General features: G+C 73.1%; 19 protein-coding genes. 16 read left to right on the forward strand and 3 right to left on the reverse strand.

Going from position 1 to position 21,631, the window contains the following annotated elements:
- Positions 1-11 precede the first annotated feature (11 nt).
- The 7 genes from ABD086_RS22475 to rodA all read left to right on the forward strand — a co-directional run bounded on the left by ABD086_RS22475 (position 12) and on the right by rodA (position 7,155).
- The gene (locus tag ABD086_RS22475; protein WP_343910390.1) at positions 12-683 is read left to right on the forward strand and encodes a pyridoxamine 5'-phosphate oxidase family protein; all 672 of its coding nucleotides are present in this window, start codon (positions 12-14) and stop codon (positions 681-683) included.
- Positions 684-692: 9 nt separating this feature from the next.
- Complete coding sequence (ndk, locus tag ABD086_RS22480) at positions 693-1,097, forward strand: nucleoside-diphosphate kinase (RefSeq protein ID WP_343910392.1); 405 nt, start codon at positions 693-695, stop codon at positions 1,095-1,097.
- Positions 1,098-1,404: 307 nt separating this feature from the next.
- Positions 1,405-2,436 (forward strand): rod shape-determining protein, encoded by a 1,032-nt coding sequence (locus ABD086_RS22485; RefSeq protein ID WP_343910393.1) that lies wholly within the window; start codon positions 1,405-1,407, stop codon positions 2,434-2,436.
- A complete protein-coding gene (gene mreC, locus ABD086_RS22490; RefSeq protein ID WP_343910395.1) occupies positions 2,433-3,344 on the forward strand; it encodes a rod shape-determining protein MreC in 912 nt (303 codons plus the stop codon). The genes ABD086_RS22485 and mreC overlap by 4 nt, the downstream gene beginning before the upstream one ends.
- A 10-nt stretch (positions 3,345-3,354) precedes the next feature.
- Positions 3,355-3,891 (forward strand): rod shape-determining protein MreD, encoded by a 537-nt coding sequence (gene mreD, locus ABD086_RS22495; protein ID WP_343910397.1) that lies wholly within the window; start codon positions 3,355-3,357, stop codon positions 3,889-3,891.
- Between the two features lie 13 nt (positions 3,892-3,904).
- Positions 3,905-5,977, forward strand: a complete 2,073-nt coding sequence (mrdA, locus tag ABD086_RS22500) for a penicillin-binding protein 2 (protein ID WP_343910399.1) — start codon at positions 3,905-3,907, stop codon at positions 5,975-5,977.
- Complete coding sequence (gene rodA / locus ABD086_RS22505) at positions 5,977-7,155, forward strand: rod shape-determining protein RodA (protein ID WP_343910401.1); 1,179 nt, start codon at positions 5,977-5,979, stop codon at positions 7,153-7,155. The genes mrdA and rodA overlap by 1 nt, the downstream gene beginning before the upstream one ends.
- On the opposite strand, the gene ABD086_RS22510 is transcribed toward rodA, so the two are convergent.
- Positions 7,145-8,233 (reverse strand): calcium:cation antiporter, encoded by a 1,089-nt coding sequence (locus ABD086_RS22510; RefSeq protein ID WP_343910403.1) that lies wholly within the window; start codon positions 8,231-8,233, stop codon positions 7,145-7,147. The genes rodA and ABD086_RS22510 overlap by 11 nt on opposite strands.
- Before the next feature lie 50 nt (positions 8,234-8,283).
- Here ABD086_RS22510 and ABD086_RS22515 point away from each other — a divergent pair, with 50 nt between their 5' ends.
- The 3 genes from ABD086_RS22515 (at position 8,284) to ABD086_RS22525 (ending at position 12,135) form a co-directional block, all read left to right on the forward strand.
- On the forward strand, positions 8,284-9,933 hold the full coding sequence (locus ABD086_RS22515) for an MDR family MFS transporter (RefSeq protein WP_343910405.1): 1,650 nt from the start codon (positions 8,284-8,286) through the stop codon (positions 9,931-9,933).
- 17 nt (positions 9,934-9,950) lie between these two features.
- Entirely contained in the window at positions 9,951-10,109 is a 159-nt protein-coding gene (locus ABD086_RS22520; protein WP_343910407.1) for a hypothetical protein, read from the forward strand.
- 73 nt (positions 10,110-10,182) lie between these two features.
- Entirely contained in the window at positions 10,183-12,135 is a 1,953-nt protein-coding gene (locus ABD086_RS22525) for a TIGR03960 family B12-binding radical SAM protein (protein ID WP_343910409.1), read from the forward strand.
- Positions 12,136-12,191: 56 nt separating this feature from the next.
- On the opposite strand, the gene ABD086_RS22530 is transcribed toward ABD086_RS22525, so the two are convergent.
- Positions 12,192-13,391 (reverse strand): MFS transporter, encoded by a 1,200-nt coding sequence (locus ABD086_RS22530; RefSeq protein ID WP_425571686.1) that lies wholly within the window; start codon positions 13,389-13,391, stop codon positions 12,192-12,194.
- A gap of 43 nt (positions 13,392-13,434) precedes the next feature.
- Here ABD086_RS22530 and ABD086_RS22535 point away from each other — a divergent pair, with 43 nt between their 5' ends.
- The 3 genes from ABD086_RS22535 to ABD086_RS22545 all read left to right on the forward strand — a co-directional run bounded on the left by ABD086_RS22535 (position 13,435) and on the right by ABD086_RS22545 (position 18,630).
- The gene (locus tag ABD086_RS22535; RefSeq protein ID WP_343910413.1) at positions 13,435-14,616 is read left to right on the forward strand and encodes a winged helix DNA-binding domain-containing protein; all 1,182 of its coding nucleotides are present in this window, start codon (positions 13,435-13,437) and stop codon (positions 14,614-14,616) included.
- Positions 14,617-14,625: 9 nt separating this feature from the next.
- Positions 14,626-15,342, forward strand: a complete 717-nt coding sequence (locus ABD086_RS22540) for a TIGR03936 family radical SAM-associated protein (protein ID WP_343910415.1) — start codon at positions 14,626-14,628, stop codon at positions 15,340-15,342.
- 282 nt (positions 15,343-15,624) lie between these two features.
- Positions 15,625-18,630 carry an Rne/Rng family ribonuclease gene (locus ABD086_RS22545; RefSeq protein WP_343910417.1) on the forward strand — a complete coding sequence of 1,002 codons (3,006 nt, stop codon included), beginning with the start codon at positions 15,625-15,627 and terminating at the stop codon, positions 18,628-18,630.
- On the opposite strand, the gene ABD086_RS22550 is transcribed toward ABD086_RS22545, so the two are convergent.
- Positions 18,602-19,807, reverse strand: a complete 1,206-nt coding sequence (locus tag ABD086_RS22550; protein WP_343910419.1) for an MFS transporter — start codon at positions 19,805-19,807, stop codon at positions 18,602-18,604. The genes ABD086_RS22545 and ABD086_RS22550 overlap by 29 nt on opposite strands.
- A gap of 59 nt (positions 19,808-19,866) precedes the next feature.
- Between ABD086_RS22550 and ABD086_RS22555 the strand changes: the two genes are divergently transcribed.
- The 3 genes from ABD086_RS22555 to rpmA all read left to right on the forward strand — a co-directional run bounded on the left by ABD086_RS22555 (position 19,867) and on the right by rpmA (position 21,596).
- Entirely contained in the window at positions 19,867-20,865 is a 999-nt protein-coding gene (locus tag ABD086_RS22555; RefSeq protein ID WP_343910421.1) for an ArsR/SmtB family transcription factor, read from the forward strand.
- A gap of 113 nt (positions 20,866-20,978) precedes the next feature.
- Entirely contained in the window at positions 20,979-21,287 is a 309-nt protein-coding gene (rplU, locus tag ABD086_RS22560) for a 50S ribosomal protein L21 (RefSeq protein WP_343910423.1), read from the forward strand.
- A 54-nt stretch (positions 21,288-21,341) separates the two neighbouring features.
- Entirely contained in the window at positions 21,342-21,596 is a 255-nt protein-coding gene (gene rpmA / locus ABD086_RS22565; RefSeq protein ID WP_343910425.1) for a 50S ribosomal protein L27, read from the forward strand.
- The last annotated feature ends 35 nt before the right edge of the window (positions 21,597-21,631 follow it).

The following is a 21,631-nucleotide window of genomic DNA, read 5'->3' on the forward strand; positions in this document are numbered from 1 at the left end:
GGCTAGCGCTCGTGACCACGACCCCGCTCTCGCCCACGCCCCGCACGACCGTCGGCCGCGGCCGCAACCGGATGGTCGTCGACCGCGAGGTGCTGCACGGGCTGCTCGAGGACGCGCTGGTCGCGCACCTGGGCGTCGTCGTGGGCGGGCACCCGCTGGTGCTGCCGACCGCGTTCGCGGTCGACCCGGACGGACCGGACGAGGACGGGACGCTCTACGTGCACGGCTCGGTCGCCGCCGGCTGGCTGCGCGCCGCGACCGACACGACGGTCTGCGTCACGGTGACCGAGCTGGACGGCCTGGTGGCCGGCCGGTCGGCGTTCCACCACTCGATGAACTACCGGTCCGCGGTCGTGATCGGCCGGGCCCGGGTCGTCGACGACCCTGACGAGCGGCAGCGGGCGCTCGGCCTGATCGTCGACCACATGATCCCGGGCCGCGCGGCGACCCTGCGGCCGAGCACCGGCAAGGAGCTGGCGGCCACGGCCGTGCTCGCGGTCCCGCTGCACGAGGCGTCGATGAAGGCGCGCGACGGGGGGCCGGTGGACGAGCCCGAGGACGTCGCGGCCGCGGTGTGGGGCGGCCACATCCCGGTGCGCCGGGTGGCGGACGCCCCGGTCGCGGACGCGGACGCGGTCGGCGAGGTCCCGGCCGACGTCGTCCGGCGCGCCGCCTCTCTCTAGGATCGGCGCATGATCCAGCGCACGCTCGTCCTGCTCAAGCCCGACGCCGTCCGCCGTGGCCTGGTCGGCCAGGTCCTCGCCCGCTTCGAGGCCAAGGGCCTGGCCATCGTGGCGATGGAGCAGCGCACCATCACGGCCGAGCAGGCCGACCGCCACTACGCCGAGCACGTCGAGAAGGACTTCTACCCGCCGCTGCGCGAGTTCATCACCAGCGGCCCGCTGGTCGCGCTGGTGCTCGAGGGCGACGAGGCCATCGACATCGTCCGCGCCCTCAACGGCGCCACCGACGGCCGCAAGGCCGCCCCGGGCACCATCCGCGGCGACTACTCGCTCTCCAACCGCGAGAACCTCGTGCACGCCTCCGACTCCCCGGAGTCCGCCGAGCGCGAGATCGCGCTCTGGTTCCCCAGCTGACGCCGAGTCGGCGCCAGTGCAGGCCCAGGGGGTGCCGAGTCGGCGCCAGTGCAGGCCCAGGGGGTGCCGAGTCGGCGCCAGTGCAGGTCCTGGGGGTGCCGAGTCGGCGCCAGTGCAGGTGACCGATCTGCATTCGCGCCGACTCGAGGGTCTCGCGACCTGCAGTAGCGCCGACTCGCGGGTGAATCTGCTGGTCGCGCCGCGTGTCGTCCCCGGAGCCCGCGCGGTCCCTTCGTAGCCTGTTGTCACTTCTTCCCCACCTGCACCACCGACCCCAGCGGTGGCGCACCCAGCGACAGGGCGACACATGGCGAACAGCTTCATCGGCCGCGACATGGCCGTGGACCTCGGGACCGCCAACACCCTCGTGTACGTGCGCGGCAAGGGCGTCCTGCTGGACGAGCCCAGCGTCGTCGCGCTGAACGACGCCACCGGCGAGATCCTCGCGGTCGGCCACGAGGCCAAGCGGATGATCGGACGCACGCCCGACCACATCACCGCGATCCGCCCGCTCAAGGACGGCGTGATCGCCGACTTCGACGCGACCGAGCAGATGCTGCGCTTCTTCATCCAGCAGGTGCACCGGCGCCGCTACTTCGCCAAGCCCCGAATGGTCATCTGCGTGCCGAGCGGCGTCACCGCCGTCGAGCAGCGCGCGGTCAAGGAGGCCGGCTACCAGGCCGGCGCCCGCCGGGTCTACATCGTCGAGGAGCCGATGGCCGCCGCGATCGGCGCCGGGCTTCCGGTCCACCAGGCCACCGGCAACATGGTCGTCGACGTCGGCGGCGGTACGACGGAGGTCGCGGTCATCTCGCTCGGCGGCATCGTCACCAGCCTGTCCGTGCGCACCGCGGGCGACGACCTGGACCAGGCGATCGTCGCGTGGATGAAGAAGGAGCACTCGCTGATGCTCGGCGAGCGCACCGCCGAGGAGGTCAAGATGACCCTCGGCTCGGCGTTCCCGACGCTCGACGAGCCCGAGGCGGAGATCCGCGGCCGCGACATGGTCTCCGGGCTGCCCCGCACCGTCGTGGTCTCGAGCGCCGAGGTCCGCCAGGCGCTCGAGGAGCCGCTGCACGCGATCGTGGACGCCGTGCGCGCCACCCTCGACCAGACGCCGCCCGAGCTGGCCGGCGACATCATGGACCGCGGGATCGTGCTCACCGGCGGCGGCGCCCTGCTCCGCGGGCTCGACGAGCGGCTGCGCCACGAGACCGGGATGCCGGTCCACGTCGCCGAGGACCCGCTGACCTCCGTCGCCCTCGGCGCCGGCAAGTGCGTCGAGGAGTTCGAGGCGCTCCAGCAGGTCCTGGTCAGCGACCAGAGGCGCGCCGGATGAGCCGGATGCGGGAGCGGCGCTGGCGGGGACCCGGCGGCGGGCAGCAGCCGTCGCCCGCGCTCCTGGTCGCGCTCGTCCTCGCGTCGCTGAGCCTGATGACGCTCGACGCGCAGGCGGGCGGGCCGGTCGACTCCGCGCGCCGGGCGGTCGGGGAGGTCTTCGGCCCGGTCGAGGTCGCCACGGCCACCGCGGTCCGCCCGTTCACCGCGGTGCCGGACTGGTTCCGGTCCCGCGACGACATGCAGCAGGACCTGCTGCGGCTCCAGGCGGAGAACTCCCGGCTGCGCTCGGACCTCGCCACCGAGGACTACGACAAGAACCGCCTCGACGAGTACGACGGCCTCACCGCCGCCGCCCGCAGCCTGGGGACCTCGCTGGTGCCGGCCCGTGTCGTCGGCCTGGGCCCCTCGCAGTCGTTCTCGCGGACGGTCACCATCGACGCCGGGTCCGACGCCGGCGTCCGCCCCGACCTGACCGTGCTGAACAACGACGGCCTGGTCGGCCGGGTCCTGCGCGTCACCCGCACCACCGCCACCGTGCTCCTGATCGTCGACGCCGACTCGGTCGTCGGTGCGCGGGTCGGCCGCAGCATGCAGGTGGGACTCCTGCACGGCCGCGGCGTGCTCGGCAGCGACGGCCGGCTCGACCTGGAGTTGGTCGACCAGACCGCGGTCCCGGCCGAGCACGACACCGTCGTCACCTGGGGGAGCGAGGCCGGCGGCCCGTACGTGTCCGGGGTCCCCGTCGGCAGGGTCACCCACGTCTACAGCAGCGTCCGCGAGACCACCCAGCGCGCGGTCATCGACCCGTTCGTCGACTTCGGCGCGCTCGACCTGCTCGGCGTGGTCGTCCCGTCCGGCACGGCGAGCGACCGCGCGGTCATCGAGGCGAACGGGACGCTGCGATGAAGGGGCCCCGATGACCTGGCTGCGTGCGCTGGTCGCCTTCGTCGCCGTCTCGGTGGCGTTGGTGCTCCAGGTCAGCCTGTTCCCCCACCTCGCCTGGGACGGCATCGGCCCGGACCTGTGCCTGCTGGTCGTCGTCGGCGCCGCGCTGGTCCGCGGCCCGCAGTTCGCCGCGGTGCTGGGCTTCGCCGCCGGCGTCGCCCTCGACCTGGCACCGCCGGCGGACCACCTCGCCGGCCGCTGGGCCCTCGCCCTGGTCGTGGTCGGGTACGTCGCCGGCCACGTCGTGCAGCGGGGGAGTCGGCAGGGCAGCCGGCCGGGCGACCGGCCCTCCGCCACCGCCGTGCTCGCCACCGTCGCCGCGGCCTCGTTCGTGGGCACCTCGGTCTTCGCGCTCACCGGCATCGTGCTCGGCGGCCCGGTCGGCATCCCGGAGCTGCTCGAGGTGATCGTGGTCGCGCTGGTCTGGGACGTGCTGCTCACGCCGCTGGTGCTGCCGCCCGTGATGGCGCTGTTCCGCCGCATCGAGCCCGACCGCTCGCTGGCCTGAGGTGGGTGCCCCGATGTCGACGCGCTCCGGCCGGCTCCGGCTGGTCGTCCTCCAGGTGCTGGTGTTCTCGCTGTTCGCCACGCTGTTCGCGCGGCTGTACTACCTCCAGGTCGTCAGCGGCGACCAGTACCACGCCCAGGCGGCGTCCCAGTCGGTCCGCGACATCGTGGTGCAGCCCCAGCGCGGCCTGATCGTCGACGACATGGGCCGCCCGCTGGTCGCCAACCGGCTCTCGTGGGTGGTCTCGGTCGACACGACCATGCTCGGCAAGATGACCGAGCACCAGCAGGAGGTCCTGCTGGGCCGGGTGGCCGGCGTCGTGCAGGTGCCGGTGGCGCGGATCCGGCACCAGCTGCGGACGTGGAACGGCTCGCCCTACCAGCCGGTCCCGGTGGCCACGGACGTGCGGCAGGACGTCGCCCTGCGCATCCTCGAGCAGCCCGAGGACTACCCGGGCGTGCTCGCCGAGCAGCAGAGCGTGCGGGCCTACCCGCGGCCGTACGGCGTGAACCTCGCGCACGTGCTGGGCTACCTCAGCCCGGTCACCGAGGACGAGTACGACCGCGCCCAGAAGGACGGGGACCGCTCGGTCAACGGCGCCTCGGTCGTCGGCCGGGCCGGGGTCGAGAAGGAGTACGACCGCTGGCTGCGCGGCATGCCCGGCTACAAGAGCGTCGCGGTCGACTCGATGGGCCGGGTGCTGGGCGACGACAGCGAGGTCGCGGGCCAGCCGGGCGACACGCTGGTCACGACGATCGACGCCAAGGTCCAGGGCGTGGTCGAGCGGCAGCTCGCCGAGACCATCCGGACCGCGCGGCAGACCTACGACAAGGTCACCCACAAGAACTACGTCGCCGACTCCGGCGCGGTCGTCGTGATGGAGGCGAGGACCGGCCGGATCGTCGCCATGGCCAGCCAGCCGACGTACGACCCCGGCGTGTGGGTCGGCGGCATCACCAAGCGGCAGCTCGACCGCCTGTACTCGACGAAGGCCGGCAACCCGCTGCTCGGCCGGGCGACCCAGGGCCAGTTCGCGCCGGGGTCGACGTGGAAGCCGATCATGACCGTCGGTGCGCTCAACAACGGGTACTCGCCGGACACCCGGCTGGACTGCTCGTCCGGCCTCCAGGTCGGCAACCGGTGGTTCAAGAACTACGAGTCGGCGTCCTACGGCCCGATCACGTTCGCCGAGGCGCTGCAGCTCTCCTGCGACACGTTCTTCTACCGGGTCGGCCTGCACTTCTGGCAGAAGTACGGCTCGAACCCGCAGAACGTGGACGCGAAGGACCCCCTGGTCCAGGAGGCCAAGAACTTCGGGTTCGGCAGCGAGACGGGCTCCGACCTGCCCGGTGAGGCGAGCGGCCGGATCGCGGACCGGCACTGGAAGCTCGCCTACTGGAAGGCGATGAAGGACTACTACTGCACGATGGACGAGAAGGGCACCGGGAAGACCCCGTTCCTGAGGCTGTTCGCGCACGAGTTCTGCCTCGAGGGCAGCTACTACCGGGCCGGCGACGCCGTGAACTTCTCCATCGGCCAGGGCGACACGATGGTCACGCCGCTCCAGCTGGCCCGGGCGTACGCCGCGCTGTCGAACGGCGGCACCCTCTACGCGCCGCGGGTCGCGAAGGCGATCGTCAGCCCGGACGGCACCGTGCTCAAGCGGATCGGCCCGAAGGTGGTCGGCAAGGTGGACGCCACTCCGGCCAGCCTGAAGTACGTCGACACCGCGCTGCAGGGCACGCCCAAGGTGGGCACGCTCGCGTGGAAGTTCGGCGGGTTCCCGCTCGACAAGGTCCACATCCGCGGCAAGACCGGGTCGGCCGAGGTCTACGGGAAGCAGTCGACCTCCTGGGTCGCGTCGTACGACGAGAACTACGTGGTCGTGATGATGGTCAGCCAGGCCGGCACCGGCTCGGGCACCTCCGGACCCGCGGTCCGCAAGATCTGGGAGACGCTCTACGGCATCGACGGGATGACCGTGGACCCCGCGCGGGCCGCGATCCCCGGGACCACCCCGCCCGCCGGCCTGCCGGTGTTCATGAAGGACGGATCGATCCTGCCGCCCGCCCGGAAGGACGACTGATGCTCCGGACCACCCGCCTGGCCCCGCCGCGCGCCGACTGTGCGCTGATGCTCGCGGTGCTCGCCCTGGTCACCCTGGGCAGCCTGCTCGTCTGGTCCGCCACCAGCCAGCGGCACGACCTCACCGGCGGCGACCCCACGGCGTACCTGAAGAAGCAGCTCGTGAACGTCGCGATCGGGCTGGTGCTGCTGGTCGTCGTGATGGCCATCGACCACCGGTGGCTGCGGATCGTCGCACCGCTGGTCTACCTCGGGTCGATCTGCGGCCTGGTGCTGGTGCTGACGATGGGGTCGACCGTGAACGGCTCGCGCTCCTGGCTGCAGCTGGGCGGGATGTCCATCCAGCCCTCGGAGTTCGCCAAGCTCGCCGTCGTCATCGGGATGGCGCTCTGGGTGGCCGAGCGCGCCGACGCCCGGCGCGGCCGGCCGGGGGGATCCCTCGGCGACGTCGCCGGCATGCTCGTGATCGCCGGGCTGCCGGCGTCGCTGATCGTCCTCCAGCCCGACCTCGGCACCATGCTGGTGCTGTCCGCGACGGTCTTCGGCGTGCTCGCCGTGTCCGGCGCACCGCGCCGGTGGCTCGCGCTGCTGGCGGCCGGCGGCGTCACCGCGGCCGCGGCGGCGGTCGCGGCGGGATTCCTCAAGCAGTACCAGGTGGACCGGTTCCTGGCGTTCACCAACCCCGACCTCGACCCGCGCGGGGCCGGCTACAACGTCGAGCAGGCACGGATCGCGGTCGGCAACGGCGGCCTGTTCGGCCAGGGCCTCTTCGACGGTTCGCAGACCCGGGCGGGTTTCGTGCCCGAGCAGCACACCGACTTCGTGTTCACGGTCGCGGGGGAGGAGCTCGGCCTGGTCGGGGCCGGCGTGCTGATCGCGCTGCTGGCCGTGGTGATCTGGCGCGCGCTGCGGATCGCCGCCCACAGCGACGACGTCTTCGGCCGGCTGGCCGCGGCCGGCATCGCCTGCTGGTTCGGGTTCCAGGCCTTCCAGAACGTCGGCATGTGCCTGGGCATCATGCCGGTCACCGGCGTACCCCTGCCGTTCGTGTCGTACGGCGGCAGCTCGATGTTCGCCGGCATGCTGGCGATCGGGCTGCTGCAGAACATCCACCTGCGCTCGACCGAGACCGTGCCGAACCGGTTCACGATGCCGGCCCGGACGCCGGTCAGGGCTTGATCGACAAGAACACGAACGCCGCGAGCAGCACCAGGTGCACCAGGCCGTGGAGGGTCTTGGCGCGGCCCGGCACGACCGTCAGCACGGCGGTGATCACCGAGACCACCAGCAGCACCATCTGCATCGGCTCGAGGCCGAGGACCAGCGGGCCGTCCAGCCAGATCGACGCCACGGCGATGACCGGGATGGTGAGCCCGATGCTCGCCATCGCCGAGCCGTAGGCCAGGTTGAGGCTGGTCTGCACGCGGTTCCGGGCGGCCGCGCGCGCCGCGGCGATCGACTCCGGCAGCAGCACCACCAGCGCGATCACGACGCCGACGAACGACTCCGGGAAGCCGACGGCCGCGACGCCGTCCTGGATCGGGTACGACTCGACCTTCGCGAGGCCGACGACCGCGACCAGGCCGAGGAGCAGCAGCACCAGGCTGGCCAGCGCGGCCCGGTCGTCGGGCGGGTCGGCGTGGCCGTCGCCGTCCTCGTCCGCGGGCCCGCGGCCGTCGTCGACCGGCAGGAAGAAGTCGCGGTGCCGCACGGTCTGGGTGAACACGAAGATCCCGTAGAGCGCCAGGGACGCGACCGCGGCGAACGCCAGCTGCGACGAGGAGAACTCGGGGCCGGGCTCGCTGGTGGTGAAGCGGGGCAGCACCAGGGTGAGCGCCGCCAGCGCGACGACCGTGGTCAGCGCGGAGCCGGCGCCCTCCGGGTTGAACACGGCCATGCGGTACTTCACCGCGCCGATCACCAGCGCCAGGCCGGCGATGCCGTTCACGGTGATCATCGCGGCCGCGAACACGGTGTCGCGCGCCAGCGCGGACGTGTCGCCCTCGCTGCCGACCATGAGCGACACGATCAGGCCCACCTCGATCACCGTGACGGCCACGGCGAGCAGGAGCGAGCCGAACGGCTCGCCGACCCGGTGCGCGACCACCTCGGCGTGGTGCACGGCGCTCAGCACCGCCCCGACCAGGAACACGCCGATCCCGGCCGCGGCGACCACCCCGGGGTGGCTGCCCCACGTCAGCCCGAGGACGACGAGGGCGGCGACGGGCGTGACGGTCGTCCAGGACGGGCGGCTCATGGGGAAACCCTACGGAGCGCCCGTGGGAACAGGTTCTAGGCTGGCTGACGATGAGCGCGAACCCGGCCGCGGGCCACTCCGGCTCCCACTCAGGCGAGTACACGCACCGCCAGGTGCTCACCATCCTCTCCGGCCTGATGCTCGGCATGTTCCTGGGTGCCCTCGACCAGACGATCGTGTCGACGTCGATCCGCACCATCGCCGACTCCCTGAACGGGCTGTCGGTCCAGGCGTGGGTGACGACGGCGTACCTGATCACCGCCACGATCACGACGCCGATCTACGGCAAGCTCGGCGACCTGTACGGCCGCAAGAAGCTGTTCATGTTCGCGATCACCGTCTTCATCGTCGGCTCGGCGCTGTGCTCGTTCACGACCTCGATGTACCAGCTCGCGGCGTTCCGCGCGTTCCAGGGCATCGGCGCCGGCGGCCTCTTCACGCTGGTGCTGGCGATCATCGGCGACATCGTGTCCCCGCGCGAGCGCGCCCGCTACACGGGCTACTTCATGGCGATGTTCGGTACGTCGAGCGTGCTGGGCCCGCTGATCGGGGGGTTCTTCGCCGGCCAGGTCACGATCCTCGGCCTCACCGGCTGGCGGTGGGTGTTCCTCGTCAACGTGCCGATCGGCATCGCCGCGCTGGTCGTCGTGTTCCGCACCCTGCACGTCCACCACGACGGCCCCCGTGATCGGCAGAGCGTGCGGATCGACTGGTGGGGCGCCGCCGCGCTCGTCGTCGGCCTGGTGCCGTTGCTGACGGTGGCCGAGCAGGGCCGGATCTGGGGCTGGGGCTCGCCGCGCTCCGTCGCGTGCTTCGTGGTCGGCGCGCTCGGCATCGTGGCGTTCTTCCTGGCCGAGCGGGCGATGGGCGACGCCGCGCTGATCCCGCTGCGCATCTTCCGGATCCGGGCGGCGTGGGTCACGATCGCCGCCAGCGTGATCGTGGGCGTCGCGATGTTCGGCGGCATCATGCTGCTGCCGCTGTACATGCAGATCGTGCACGGCGCCTCGCCCACCGAGTCGGGACTGCTGATGCTGCCGATGGTGGTCGGGATGATGGCGGCCTCGATCGGCTCCGGCCAGGTGATCTCCCGGACCGGCCACGTCCGGCTGTTCCCGGTCGTCGGCTCCGCGATCATGGTGGCGGGCCTGCTGCTGCTGTCGTTCTGCGGGGCGGACACCGCGCTGGTGTGGGTGAGCGCGTCGATGTTCGTGCTCGGCATCGGCCTCGGCAACTGCATGCAGCCGCTGCTGCTGATCGCCCAGAGCGCCGTCCCGCCCACCGAGATCGGCGTCGCCACCAGCTCGGCGACGTTCTTCCGGCAGATCGGCGGCACCCTCGGCGTCGCGGTGTTCCTCTCGGTGCTGTTCAGCAGCGTCGGCGCGAACATCGCGGACGCCATCCGGGAGGATGGCCGGACCGCCGCCTGGCAGCAGGCGGTCGCGGAGGGCCACGGGCCGGACCCGGCGCTCATCGCACAGGTCCAGGACGACTCCTCGGTGATCGACCGGATGGACCCGGTGATCGCGCACCCCTTCAAGGTCGGGTTCGCGGAGTCGATGGACACCGTGTTCCTGCTGGCCGCGGCCGTGGGCGCCCTCGGCTTCCTGCTCCTCCTGCTGCTGCCGCCCGTCGAGCTGCGGGCGACGTCCGCCAGCGTCGCGGCACGCCAGGCGGAGACCACCGAGCCGCCGATCTGATCTGTTTGGATGGGCACATGGACGACGTGACGATCGAGCCGGACATCGCCGAAGCCGTTCACCACGTGGCCAACCGCTTCGGCGCGCGCGGCCTCGAGGACATGATCGAGCTCGCCCAGGAGGAGCTCGTCGAGGCCCGCCGGGCGCTCGAGGAGCTGGCGGCGGACACCGACTGACGGTTCGGCGGGCGGGCCGTCGGCGACGTACGCTGGTCCCTTGCCCTGCCCCCTGTCCCTGTGAGGTCCCTGCATGTCCGCGCCCGCATCGGTCTTCCCGCGACTCGAGCCCCGGCTCCCGTCGGTGTCGAAGCCGATCCAGTACGTCGGCGGCGAGCTCAACTCGACCGTCAAGGAGTGGGACGCGGCCCCCGAGGGCGAGACGGTCCGCTGGGCGCTGATGTACCCGGACGCGTACGAGGTCGGCCTGCCCAACCAGGGCGTGCAGATCCTCTACGAGGTGCTGAACGAGCGTGACTGGATCGTCGCCGAGCGCACCTACGCCGTGTGGCCCGACATGGAGCGGGTCATGCGAGAGGCGGGCATCCCGCAGTTCACCGTCGACGCGCACCGGCCGGTGCGCTCCTTCGACGTGTTCGGCCTGAGCTTCTCGACCGAGCTCGGCTACACGAACATGCTCAACGCGCTCGACCTCGCGGGCATCCCGCTCCACTCCGCGGACCGCACCGACGACGACCCGATCGTGCTGGCCGGCGGCCACGCGGCGTTCAACCCCGAGCCGATCGCCGACTTCCTCGACGCGGCCGTGCTCGGCGACGGCGAGGAGGTCGTGCTCGCGATCTCCGAGGTGGTCCGCGACTGGAAGGGCGAGGGCCGTCCCGGCGGCCGCGACGAGCTGCTGCGCCGGCTCGCGGTCAGCGGCAACATCTACGTGCCGCGGTTCTACGACGTCGCGTACGCCGAGGACGGGACCATCGAGGCCGTGGTGCCCAACCGTCCCGGCATCCCCTTCCGCGTCCGCAAGCACACGCTGATGGACCTCGACGCGTGGCCGTACCCGGCCAAGCCGCTGGTGCCGCTCGCCGAGACCGTGCACGAGCGCTTCTCCGTCGAGATCTTCCGCGGCTGCACGCGCGGCTGCCGCTTCTGCCAAGCCGGCATGATCACCCGCCCGGTCCGGGAGCGGTCCATCAAGACCATCGGCGACATGGTCGAGAACGGCATCCGCAAGACCGGCTTCGAGGAGGTCGGCCTGCTGTCCCTGTCCAGCGCCGACCACACCGAGATCGGCGAGGTGGCCACGGGCCTGGCCGATCGGTACGACGGCTCCAACGTCTCGCTGTCGCTGCCCTCGACCCGCGTGGACGCCTTCAACATCACGCTCGCCAACGAGTTCTCGCGCAACGGCCGGCGATCCGGCCTGACGTTCGCCCCCGAGGGCGGCTCGGAGCGGATGCGGAAGGTGATCAACAAGATGGTCACCGAGGAGGACCTGATCCGCACGGTCGCGACGGCGTACTCCCACGGCTGGCGGCAGGTGAAGCTCTACTTCATGTGCGGCCTGCCCACCGAGACCGACGAGGACGTGCTCGCGATCGCCGAGCTCGCCAAGAAGGTGATCGCCAAGGGCCGCGAGGTCTCCGGCCGCAACGACATCCGGTGCACGGTCTCCATCGGCGGGTTCGTGCCGAAGCCGCACACGCCGTTCCAGTGGGCCGCCCAGCTCGACCACGAGACGACCGACGAGCGGCTCAAGAAGCTGCGCGACACGGTCCGCGAGGACAAGCGGTTCGGCCGGGCCATCGGCTTCCGCTACCACGACGGCAAGCCCGGCATCATCGAGGGCCTGCTGTCCCGCGGCGACCGCCGGGTCGGGCGGATCATCGAGGCGGTGTGGCGCGACGGCGGCCGCTTCGACGGGTGGAGCGAGCACTTCTCCTTCGACCGCTGGGTCGAGTGCGCCGACCGGGCGCTGGACGGCACCGGCGTTGACCTCGCCTGGTTCACGACCCGCGAGCGGGACTACGACGAGGTGCTGCCCTGGGACCACCTCGACTCCGGCCTCGACAAGGACTGGCTCTGGGCCGACTGGGAGGACGCCCTCGCGGCCGCCGACGGCGCCGACATCGAGGTCGAGGACTGCCGCTGGACCCCCTGCTACGACTGCGGCGTCTGCCCCGAGATGGGCACCGAGATCCAGATCGGCCCCACGGGCCAGAAGCTGCTGCCCCTGTCGGTGGTGTAGCCCGGGACGTCATCCGGTCGGAGCAGGGGGACACACCGTCCGTATGACGTCCGCGGTCAGCGCTCCGGCAGCTGGTCCTCGATCATCACCGGCCGCGACACGTAGGCGGCCAGCGGGAAGAGCGGGAGCGCCAGCGCGAGCAGCAGCACGAGCGGCCAGGTCCAGCCGCCGCTGGTGTCGTGGACGACGCCGACGAGGAACGGCCCGAGCGCCGCGACCAGGTAGCCGGTCGACTGGGTGAACGCCGACAGGGCCGCGGTGCCCTCCGGTGTGCGGGCCCGCAGCCCGATCAGCGTGAGGATCAGCGGGAACGTCACGGTCGCGACGCCGACGACGACCGCCCAGACGATCGCCAGGTCGTGCGGCGCGAGCATCAGCCCGAGGAAGCCGACGGGGTACGCGGCGATCACGGCGTACAGGACCCGGCGGGGGTCCTCGCGCCGGGCGACCACGTTCGGCAGCCACAGCGTCAGCGGGATCGCCGTACCGGCGAGCAGCCCGGCGAGCAGCCCGGCGACGGTCGCGGAGTAGCCGCTGTCGCGCCAGAGCTGGGCGAACCACCCGAAGATCGCGTACGCCTGCAGCGACTGCAGGCCGAAGAAGAGCGCCATCGCCAGGCCGAGCGGGGTCCGCGCGACCTGGCCGAAGGTGATCGTCCGCGGGGCCCGCTCGAGGTTGCGGTCGTGGGCGACGAGCGAGAGCCACGGCAGCGCGGCGACGATCGCGAGCGCCGCCCAGGCGCCGAGCCCCCAGCGCCAGCCGCCGAACGCGTGCGCGACCGGGACCGTGAGCACCAGCGCCGCGGTCAGACCGACCGACAGGGCGGTCGTGTAGATCGCGGTGACCCGGCCGATCCGGTCCGGGAAGTGCAGCTTGACCAGCGACGGGAGGAGGACGTTGGCCATCGCCATGCCCCCGAGCGCGAGCAGGGACAGCACCAGGAACAGCGCCTCGCTGCCGGTGACGGCGCGGCCGAGGAGGCCGGCGACCGCGGCGAGGATCGAGAGCAGGGTGACCCGGTGGATGCCGATCCGCCGGGCGGCGGCCGGCGCGAGCGCCCCGAACACCGCGAACGCGACGACCGGCAACGAGGTCAGCAGCCCGGCGACGGGGCCGGACATCGAGAACGCGTCCCGCACCTCGGCGAGGACCGGACCCACGCTGACCGCCGTCGGGCGCAGGTTGGACGACAGCAGGACGATGCCGACCAGGACCAGGATGGTCGCCCGGCGCGCGGAGGTGCTCACTCGCGCCATCGTCTCAGGAGCGCTGTCGGTGGTCTTCGGCAGGATGGGCCACATGCGGACGGTGACCGACGTCGAGAGACGACATCGGCTGGCGCGCCGCCACGCCCTCGCGCCGGGGCACCACGCGACCGACCCGGTCGCGGCGACCCGGGCGATGACCGTCCTGCACGCGACCGAGGCCCCGACGGTCTACGTCTCGCTCTGGGCGCGGGTCGACGGGCTCACCGTCGCAGACGTCGACCGCGCGCTGTACGACGACCGCACGCTGGTCAAGCAGCTCGCGATGCGCCGGACGCTGTTCGTCTTCCCCCGGGAGCTGCTCCCGGCCGCGTGGGGCAGCGCCTCCGCGCGGGTGGCCGCCGCGCACCGGGTCCGCCTCGCCAAGGACGCCGAGCGCGCCGGGATCGCCGACGACGGCGCCGCCTGGATCGACGCCGCGGAGCGGGCGACGCTGGCGCGGCTGGCCGACGGCGCCGAGCTCTCCGCCCAGGAGCTGCGCGAGCAGGTGCCGGAGCTCACCGGCCACCTCCACGTCTCGCCGGGCAAGAGCTACGGCGGGCACTTCCCGATCGCGCCGCGGGTCCTCACCCAGCTCGGTGTGGAGGGCAAGATCGTGCGCGGCCACAACGGCGGCCACTGGCGCACCGCCCGGCCGCGGTGGACGGCGATGGAGACCTGGCTGGGTGAGCCGCCCGAGCCGGCGAAGGAGCGTGAGGGCTTCGCCGAGCTCGTCGGCCGCTGGCTTGCGACCTTCGGCCCCGGGACCGAGGCGGACCTCGTCTGGTGGCTGGGGGGCACCAAGGCCGCCGTCCGCGGCGCCCTCGCCGACGTCGGCGCGGTGGAGGTCGCGTTCGAGGACGGGCGCCCGGCGTACCTGCTGCCCCAGGACGACGCCGAGGTCCCGTCGGTCGAGCCGTGGGCGGCGCTGCTGCCGGTGCTCGACCCGACGGTGATGGGCTGGAAGGAGCGCGACTTCTACCTGGGCCCGCACGGCCCGCTGCTGTTCGACAGCAACGGCAACGCCGGCACCACGGCCTGGTGGGACGGCCGGATCGTGGGCTGCTGGGCGCAAGACCCCGACGGCGTGGTTGTCCTCAACGTCCTCGAGGACGTCGGCGCGGACGCGCGGAGCGCCCTCGAGGCCGAGGCGGCCCGGCTGACGGCCTGGCTGGGCGGTCACCGGGTGAGCACCGTGTACCCCTCCGTTGCCATGAAGGAGGCCGTGCGGCCGTAGCCTGGACCGGTGCGTGACCAGCCCGAGCAGCAAGCCCCGCCCGTCCAGCGGCTGCGGATCCGCTACGCCAAGCGCGGCCGCCTCCGCTTCACCAGCCACCGGGACTTCAGCCGGGCGTTCGAGCGGGCGATCTTCCGGGCGCGGGTGCCGATGGCGTACTCCTCCGGCTTCAACCCGCACCCCCGGATCTCGTACGCCGGCGCGGCTCCGACCGGGTCCGCCAGCGAGGCGGAGTACCTCGAGATCGGCCTGGCCGAGACGGTCGACCCCGACCTGGTCCGGGCGCAGCTGGAGGAGGCGCTCCCGGACGGGCTGGACGTGCTCGAGGTCGTCGAGTCGCCGGGCGGGTCGCTCGCCGACCGGCTCGAGGCGAGCCACTGGCTGCTCGACGTCGACGCCCCCCTCGCGGCGGCCGCGGCCGCGGTCGCGGCGTTCCTCGCCGCCGACGCCGTTCCGGTCGAGCGGATGACCAAGAAGGGCATGCGGCAGTTCGACTGCCGCGCCGCGGTGGTGTCGCTGGCCGCCGAGGACCGCGAGGGCGGCAGCCGGCTGGACCTGGTGCTGCGGCACGTCGAGCCGGCGGTCCGCCCGGACGACGTGCTCTCGGGCCTGGCGTCCGTCGGCGCCCTGGCGCTCGGGGGAGCGCCGCTGCTCACCCGGCTCGCCCAGGGCCCGCTCGACGAGGCGACGGGGGAGGTCGGCGACCCGCTGCGTGTCTCGCGGTGAGGGATCCTCGGGGGTGGTGTGCGATACTCGCCGTGGTCGCACCGGGCAGCCGTCCGGGACGACTCGATGACGTACCCACGTACGACGCCAGACCGCGACGCGGCCCGGTAGGTCGGTGACAGCGACCCACCACAGTTCCTGACTGAGGGCCCGGCGACCGCGGCAGGTGGCGCACAGAGCGTCGTCGCCACACGAAGGCTTTGCGTCACCCCGCCTTGAGGACCCGGGCTGGTGACGTCGGACCGCCCGGGCGCACAGCGCGGGGCGCTAGGAGTGCAACACATGGCCGACGACCTCCGGGCCGGAGCAGAAGACACCACCCCCGAGACCGCCGCGGCGCCCCCCGAGGCCGCCGCCGCCGAGAAGCCGGCGAAGAAGGCGGCCGCCAAGAAGGCCACCGCCAAGAAGGCGGCCGCGAAGAAGACCACGGCCAAGAAGGCGGCCGCGAAGAAGGCCGCCCCCGAGGCCGCCCCCGCCGAGGCCCCCTCCGCGGACACCCTCGACGTCGAGCTCCCCGCCGCGGACGACGCCGCGCCGCCGGCGAAGAAGACGGCCGCCCGCAAGTCCGCGGCCAAGAAGGCCCCCGCGAAGAGGACGGCGAAGAAGAAGCCGGCCGAGGAGGCCGTCGAGGCCCCGCAGGGCGACGCGCTCGCCGACGGCGGCACCGACTCCGACGGCGGACCGGCGGCGCCCGCGGTGCTGTTCCAGGCCCCGGAGACGCCCGGGGAGAAGCCCGCGAAGAAGGCCGCCGCCAAGAAGGCCCCGGCCAAGAAGGCCGCCGCGAAGAAGACCACGAAGAAGGCCGCGCCGGAGCCCGAGGCGCCGGCCGAGGAGCCCCCCGCCGAGGCGGAGGACACCGAGACCGCCACCGAGACCGCCGCCGAGGGCGAGGGTGCCACCGAGACCGCCGCCGAGGGCGAGGGTGGCGGCGAGGGATCCGGCAACGCCCGGCGCCGCCGGCGCCGCGGTGGCCGCCGCCGGCGCAAGTCCGGCGGCGACGCCGAGGGCGCCGACACGCAGGCCGACGCCGACGAGGCGGAGGAGGGCGCCGAGGACGGCGCGGACGAGACCGCCGAGGCGTCCGCTCCGGCCGAGGAGGGCCAGGGCGAGAGCACCTCGACCCGCCGCCGGCGCCGCCGGCGCCGGTCGGGCGACGACGGCGGGGACAGCTCCGACGACCCGGACAACACCGTCACCCGCGTCCGGAGCCGCCGGTCCGCCGAGGACGAGATCACCGCCGTCTCCGGCTCGACCCGCCTGGAGGCCAAGAAGCAGCGCCGCCGCGAGGGCCGGGAGGCCGGCCGCCGCCGCGCCCCGATCGTCAGCGAGGCCGAGTTCCTGGCCCGCCGGGAGTCCGTCGACCGGGTGATGGTGATCCGGCAGCGCGAGGACCTCACCCAGATCGGCGTGCTCGAGGACCGCGTGCTCGTCGAGCACTACGTGGCCCGCGAGTCCCAGACCTCGCTGATCGGCAACGTCTACCTGGGCCGGGTGCAGAACGTGCTGCCCTCGATGGAGGCCGCGTTCGTCGACATCGGCAAGGGCCGCAACGCGGTGCTGTACGCCGGCGAGGTCAACTGGTCCGCGCTCGGCCACAAGGACGGCCAGCCGCGCAAGATCGAGTCGGTGCTCTCCTCCGGCCAGACCGTGCTGGTGCAGGTCACCAAGGACCCGATCGGCCACAAGGGCGCCCGGCTCACCAGCCAGATCAGCCTGGCCGGCCGGTTCCTCGTCTACGTCCCCGACGGCACCACCAGCGGGATCTCCCGCAAGCTCCCCGACACCGAGCGCAACCGGCTCAAGGCGCTGCTCAAGGAGATCGTCCCGGACACCGCCGGCGTCATCGTCCGGACCGCGGCCGAGGGCGCCAGCGAGGAGGAGCTGACCCGCGACGTCGAGCGGCTCAAGGCCCGCTGGGAGGACATCGAGCGCAAGGCCAAGGGCAGCGCGCCGCAGCTGCTGTACGGCGAGCCGGACCTGACCCTCAAGGTGGTCCGCGACCTGTTCACCGAGGACTTCGCCAAGCTGGTCATCCAGGGCGACGACGCCTGGGACACCGTCCAGGGCTACGTCCAGCACGTCGCGCCGGACCTCGAGCCGCGGCTGGAGCGGTACGAGCCGGGCGAGCACGGCCGGGGCGGCAAGGCCGACGTGTTCGCGGAGTACCGCATCGACGAGCAGATCGCCAAGGGCCTGGACCGCAAGGTCTGGCTGCCCTCCGGCGGCTCGCTGATCATCGACCGTACCGAGGCGATGACCGTCGTCGACGTCAACACCGGCAAGTTCACCGGCTCCGGGGGCAACCTCGAGGAGACGGTCACCAAGAACAACCTGGAGGCGGCCGAGGAGATCGTCCGCCAGCTCCGGCTGCGCGACATCGGCGGCATCATCGTCGTCGACTTCATCGACATGGTGCTGGAGTCCAACCGGGACCTGGTGCTGCGCCGCCTGGTCGAGTGCCTGGGCCGGGACCGCACCCGCCACCAGGTCGCCGAGGTCACCTCGCTGGGCCTGGTGCAGATGACCCGCAAGCGGATCGGCACCGGGCTGCTCGAGGCGTTCAGCGAGACCTGCGAGCACTGCCAGGGCCGCGGGCTGATCGTGCACGAGCACCCGGTCGAGGCCAAGCGTGGCGGGGACGACGAGTCCCGTCGCGGCGGCCGCCGCGGTCGCCGCGGTCGCAGCGACTCCGGCCAGCAGGAGTCCCCGAAGGCGGCGCCGTCGCCCAAGGACGTCGCCGCGATGGCCAAGCCGGAGCCGGAGCCGGAGGCGGCCGAGGCCTCGGTCGAGCCGGTCGAGGCCGCCGCGCCGGTGGCCGAGCCCGCCGAGCCCGCCGAGACCCCCGCGCCGGTGGCCGAGCCCGCCGAGCCCGCCGAGGCCGCCGAGAGCCCCGAGCCGGAGGCGCCGAAGGTCACCACCCGCAGCCGCCGCCGGAGCGCCAGCCGGCCGGCCGGCGAGCCGGAGCACGTGACCGCACCGGTCGAGCCCGTCGAGATCACCGCACCCGTGGCCGAGCCCGCCGAGACCGCGGAACCGGTCGCGGAGGCACCGGCCGCCCCGGAGCCGCCGAAGGTCGTGACGCGCACCCGTCGGCGCGCGGCCAGCCGGCCCGCCGGACCGCCGGCGACCGACGAGCTGCCGCCGCCGGTCGGCACGGCCGGCAGCGTCGGCGCTCCGCCGCAGGACGGGATCGTGGAGCCCGGGACGGGCGCCGCCGAGCCGGGTACCGACGAGGAGCACCACGTCGAGCACGTCCCGATCAAGAAGAAGGGCGCGCGGAAGCGCTGAGCTCCGGCTGCGGCGCCGAGCGCCGCAGCCCCGGCGTGTTCGCGGCGGTGACCACCACGGACGCGACGGCCATCGCCCCCATCGCGTGCGCGGGGGAGACCGCCGTCGCGACCAGGCCGCCGATCAGCGCGCCGACGGCCTGCCAGACCATCAGCCCGGTGCCGTAGAGCCCCATCGCCTGGCCGTGCACGGCGGCGTCGGTGTGCGCGAACAGCCGCTCCTGCAGCGGCAGGCTCGCGGCGTACCCGACCGACGCGACGAACGCGACGACCACGGTCACCGCCGGGGGCGGCGCCAGCAGCAGGAGCAGGTACGGCGCCGCCAGCGTGATGCGCAGCGGCCCGATCAGGCGGTCCCGCAGGCGGTGCGGCACGAACCGGCCGACGACCAGGTCGCCGAGCATCATCCCCGCGGCCGCGGCGGCGAACAGGTAGCCCGCGACCGGGCCGTGGCCGTAGGGGACGTACAGCGCCTCCGCCCCGACGACCAGGCCGTTCGGCACCCACATCGCGACGTACAACGGCCGGGTGACGGCCGAGCCCAGCAGCGCCCGGTTCACCCGCACGGTGCACCGCACGACGTTGCCGGCGCCCCGGCCGCGGGCCGGCCGGTCCCGCAGCCCGAGCCGGACGTTGACCAGGCAGGCCGCGTCGGCGAGCGCCGCCACCAGGAACAGGTCCCGCGGCGAGAGCCACAGCAGCGCCAGGCCGCCGAGGCCGTACCCGACCACCTGCATCCCACCGACGGCCAGGTTCAGCGCCGACCGGGCGAGCACGAACGAGCCCTCCGGCACCACGTCGCGGACGACGACCCACTGGGTGCCGGAGAACATCGCGTTGACGACGTACGGGATCGCCAGCAGCGCGAACCGGCCTTGCCACGGCATCCCGGGGACGGCCTGCAGGCCGTTCGCGACCGCCGGCGCCGCCATCTGCCACATCAGCGCGGTGCGCGGCCGGACCGAGTCCGAGGACGCCAGCAGCAGCTGGGAGGCGACCAGCGAGACGAGCGGGCCGCCGAACATCGCCAGGGCGGTGAGCACCGGCGAGCCGGTCGCCCGGTAGGTGATCGTGCCCAGCGCGAGGCCGGACGCGGCGACCGACAGCATCACCACGCACCGGTTCACGAACAGCACCCGGAACTCCGGGATCGAGAACAGCTCGCGGTAGGTCGGCACGACGAGGAGTCTGCGGATCCGCGGGCCGGGGGCGACAATGATTCGCGAGTAGGCGAAACATGGGGACGTGGGTGGTGCCGGCGGACCTGCTCGCGCGGAGCAGGTTCCAGGTCTCGCCGCTGGCCGAGACCGTCGCGGCGCTCACCGTGCTGAGCGCTCCCGACCCGCCCGGGGTGCCGTGGCAGCGGGCGTTCCGCGCCGCCCACCAGGAGGCGTACGCCGAGATGATCGACGGCGACCCGGTCCGCGCCGCGCTGTCCGGCTGGCTGTGGCGGCCCCGGCGCGGGAGCGTCCCCGGCTGGATGGGTGACTTCCTGACCCCGCCGCCCGTCGGACCCGGAGCGCCCTTCGACGCCGAGCTCGCGCAGCTCGACGCGTGGGACGACGGCCGGATCCGGGCCGAGATCCGCACGATGCGTCCCGGCGTACCGCTCCCGGCGGTCCTGGAGCGTGGCGGCCTGCGCCGGGCGACCGGCGAGATCCTCACCTGGGTGTGGACCGCAACCGTCGCCGCCGACTGGCCCCGGCGGCGCCGCGTGCTCGAGGCGGACATCGTCTCGCGCACCGCGCGGCTGGCCACCCAGGGCTGGGCGGGCGTGGTCCCCACGCTGGGCCGCCGGATGGAGTGGCGCGGCGGGGGCCACCTCCAGATCAACGCCTACGACCTGCCCACCCGCGACCTCTCGGACGCCCGGGAGCTCTCCTTCGTGCCGGTGCACGGCCACGGCCAGTGGGTGGCGTGGGACCTGCCCGAGCGGTTCGCGATCGTCTACCCGGTCACCGGCGCCCAGGCGGGGGCCGACGGCCCGGCCGCGGACGGCCTGTCCCGGCTCGTCGGCCCCAACCGGGCCCGGGTGCTGGTGCTGCTCGACGAGCCGCGCTCGACCACCCAGCTCGCCGCGATCACCGGGCTCCCGGTCGGGGCGGTCGGCAACCACCTGCGGGTGCTGCTGGACGCCGGCGCGGTGGTGCGTCGGCGTTCCGGCCGGGAGGTGCTGTACTGGAGGACGTCCCTCGGGGACGCCCTGGTCGCCGCCGGTTTTGCCGAGCGACCGTGAGCCCCTAGTATTGATCCTCGGCGCGCGCTCTCGAGCGCGCCCAGTCTGTGCGGCGCCGCCGGAGCGTTGCGCCCCAGAACCCGAACAGCTTGGAATCGACGAAGGAGACCGCGGTGTACGCGATCGTGCGCGCAGGCGCCACCCAGCAGAAGGTTGCCGTCGGCGACGTCATCGAGATCGACAAGATCGCGACGGAGGTCGGCGGATCGGTGACCCTCCCGGTGGTCCTCGTCGTGGACGGCGAGACGGTCACCTCGGACGCGGCGAAGCTCGGCAAGTCCTCCGTGACGGCCGAGGTCCTCGGCGGCACCAAGGGCCCCAAGATCGTCATCCAGAAGTACAAGAACAAGACCGGCTACAAGAAGCGCCAGGGTCACCGCCAGAAGTACACCCAGGTCAAGGTCACCGCGATCAACGCCTGATCGCAGCGCACGACGATCCCCGACGATTCCTGACGATTACTGAGGACTGAAGAGATGGCACACAAGAAGGGCGCGGCGTCCACCAAGAACGGCCGCGACTCCAACGCGCAGCGGCTCGGCGTCAAGCGGTACGGCGGCCAGGTCGTCAACGCCGGTGAGATCATCGTCCGCCAGCGGGGGACGCACTTCCACCCGGGCAGCGGCGTCGGCCGCGGCGGCGACGACACCCTGTTCGCGCTGGTCGCGGGTGCCGTCGAGTTCGGCACGCGGCGCGGTCGTCGCGTCGTGAACATCGTTCCGGGCGAGTGATCTGACGCTCGCACCCAGCTCCACCACAGCACGGG

Origin of the sequence: Nocardioides aquiterrae, from assembly GCF_039526625.1 — a bacterium.
Taxonomy (GTDB): Bacteria; Actinomycetota; Actinomycetes; order Propionibacteriales; family Nocardioidaceae; genus Nocardioides; species Nocardioides aquiterrae.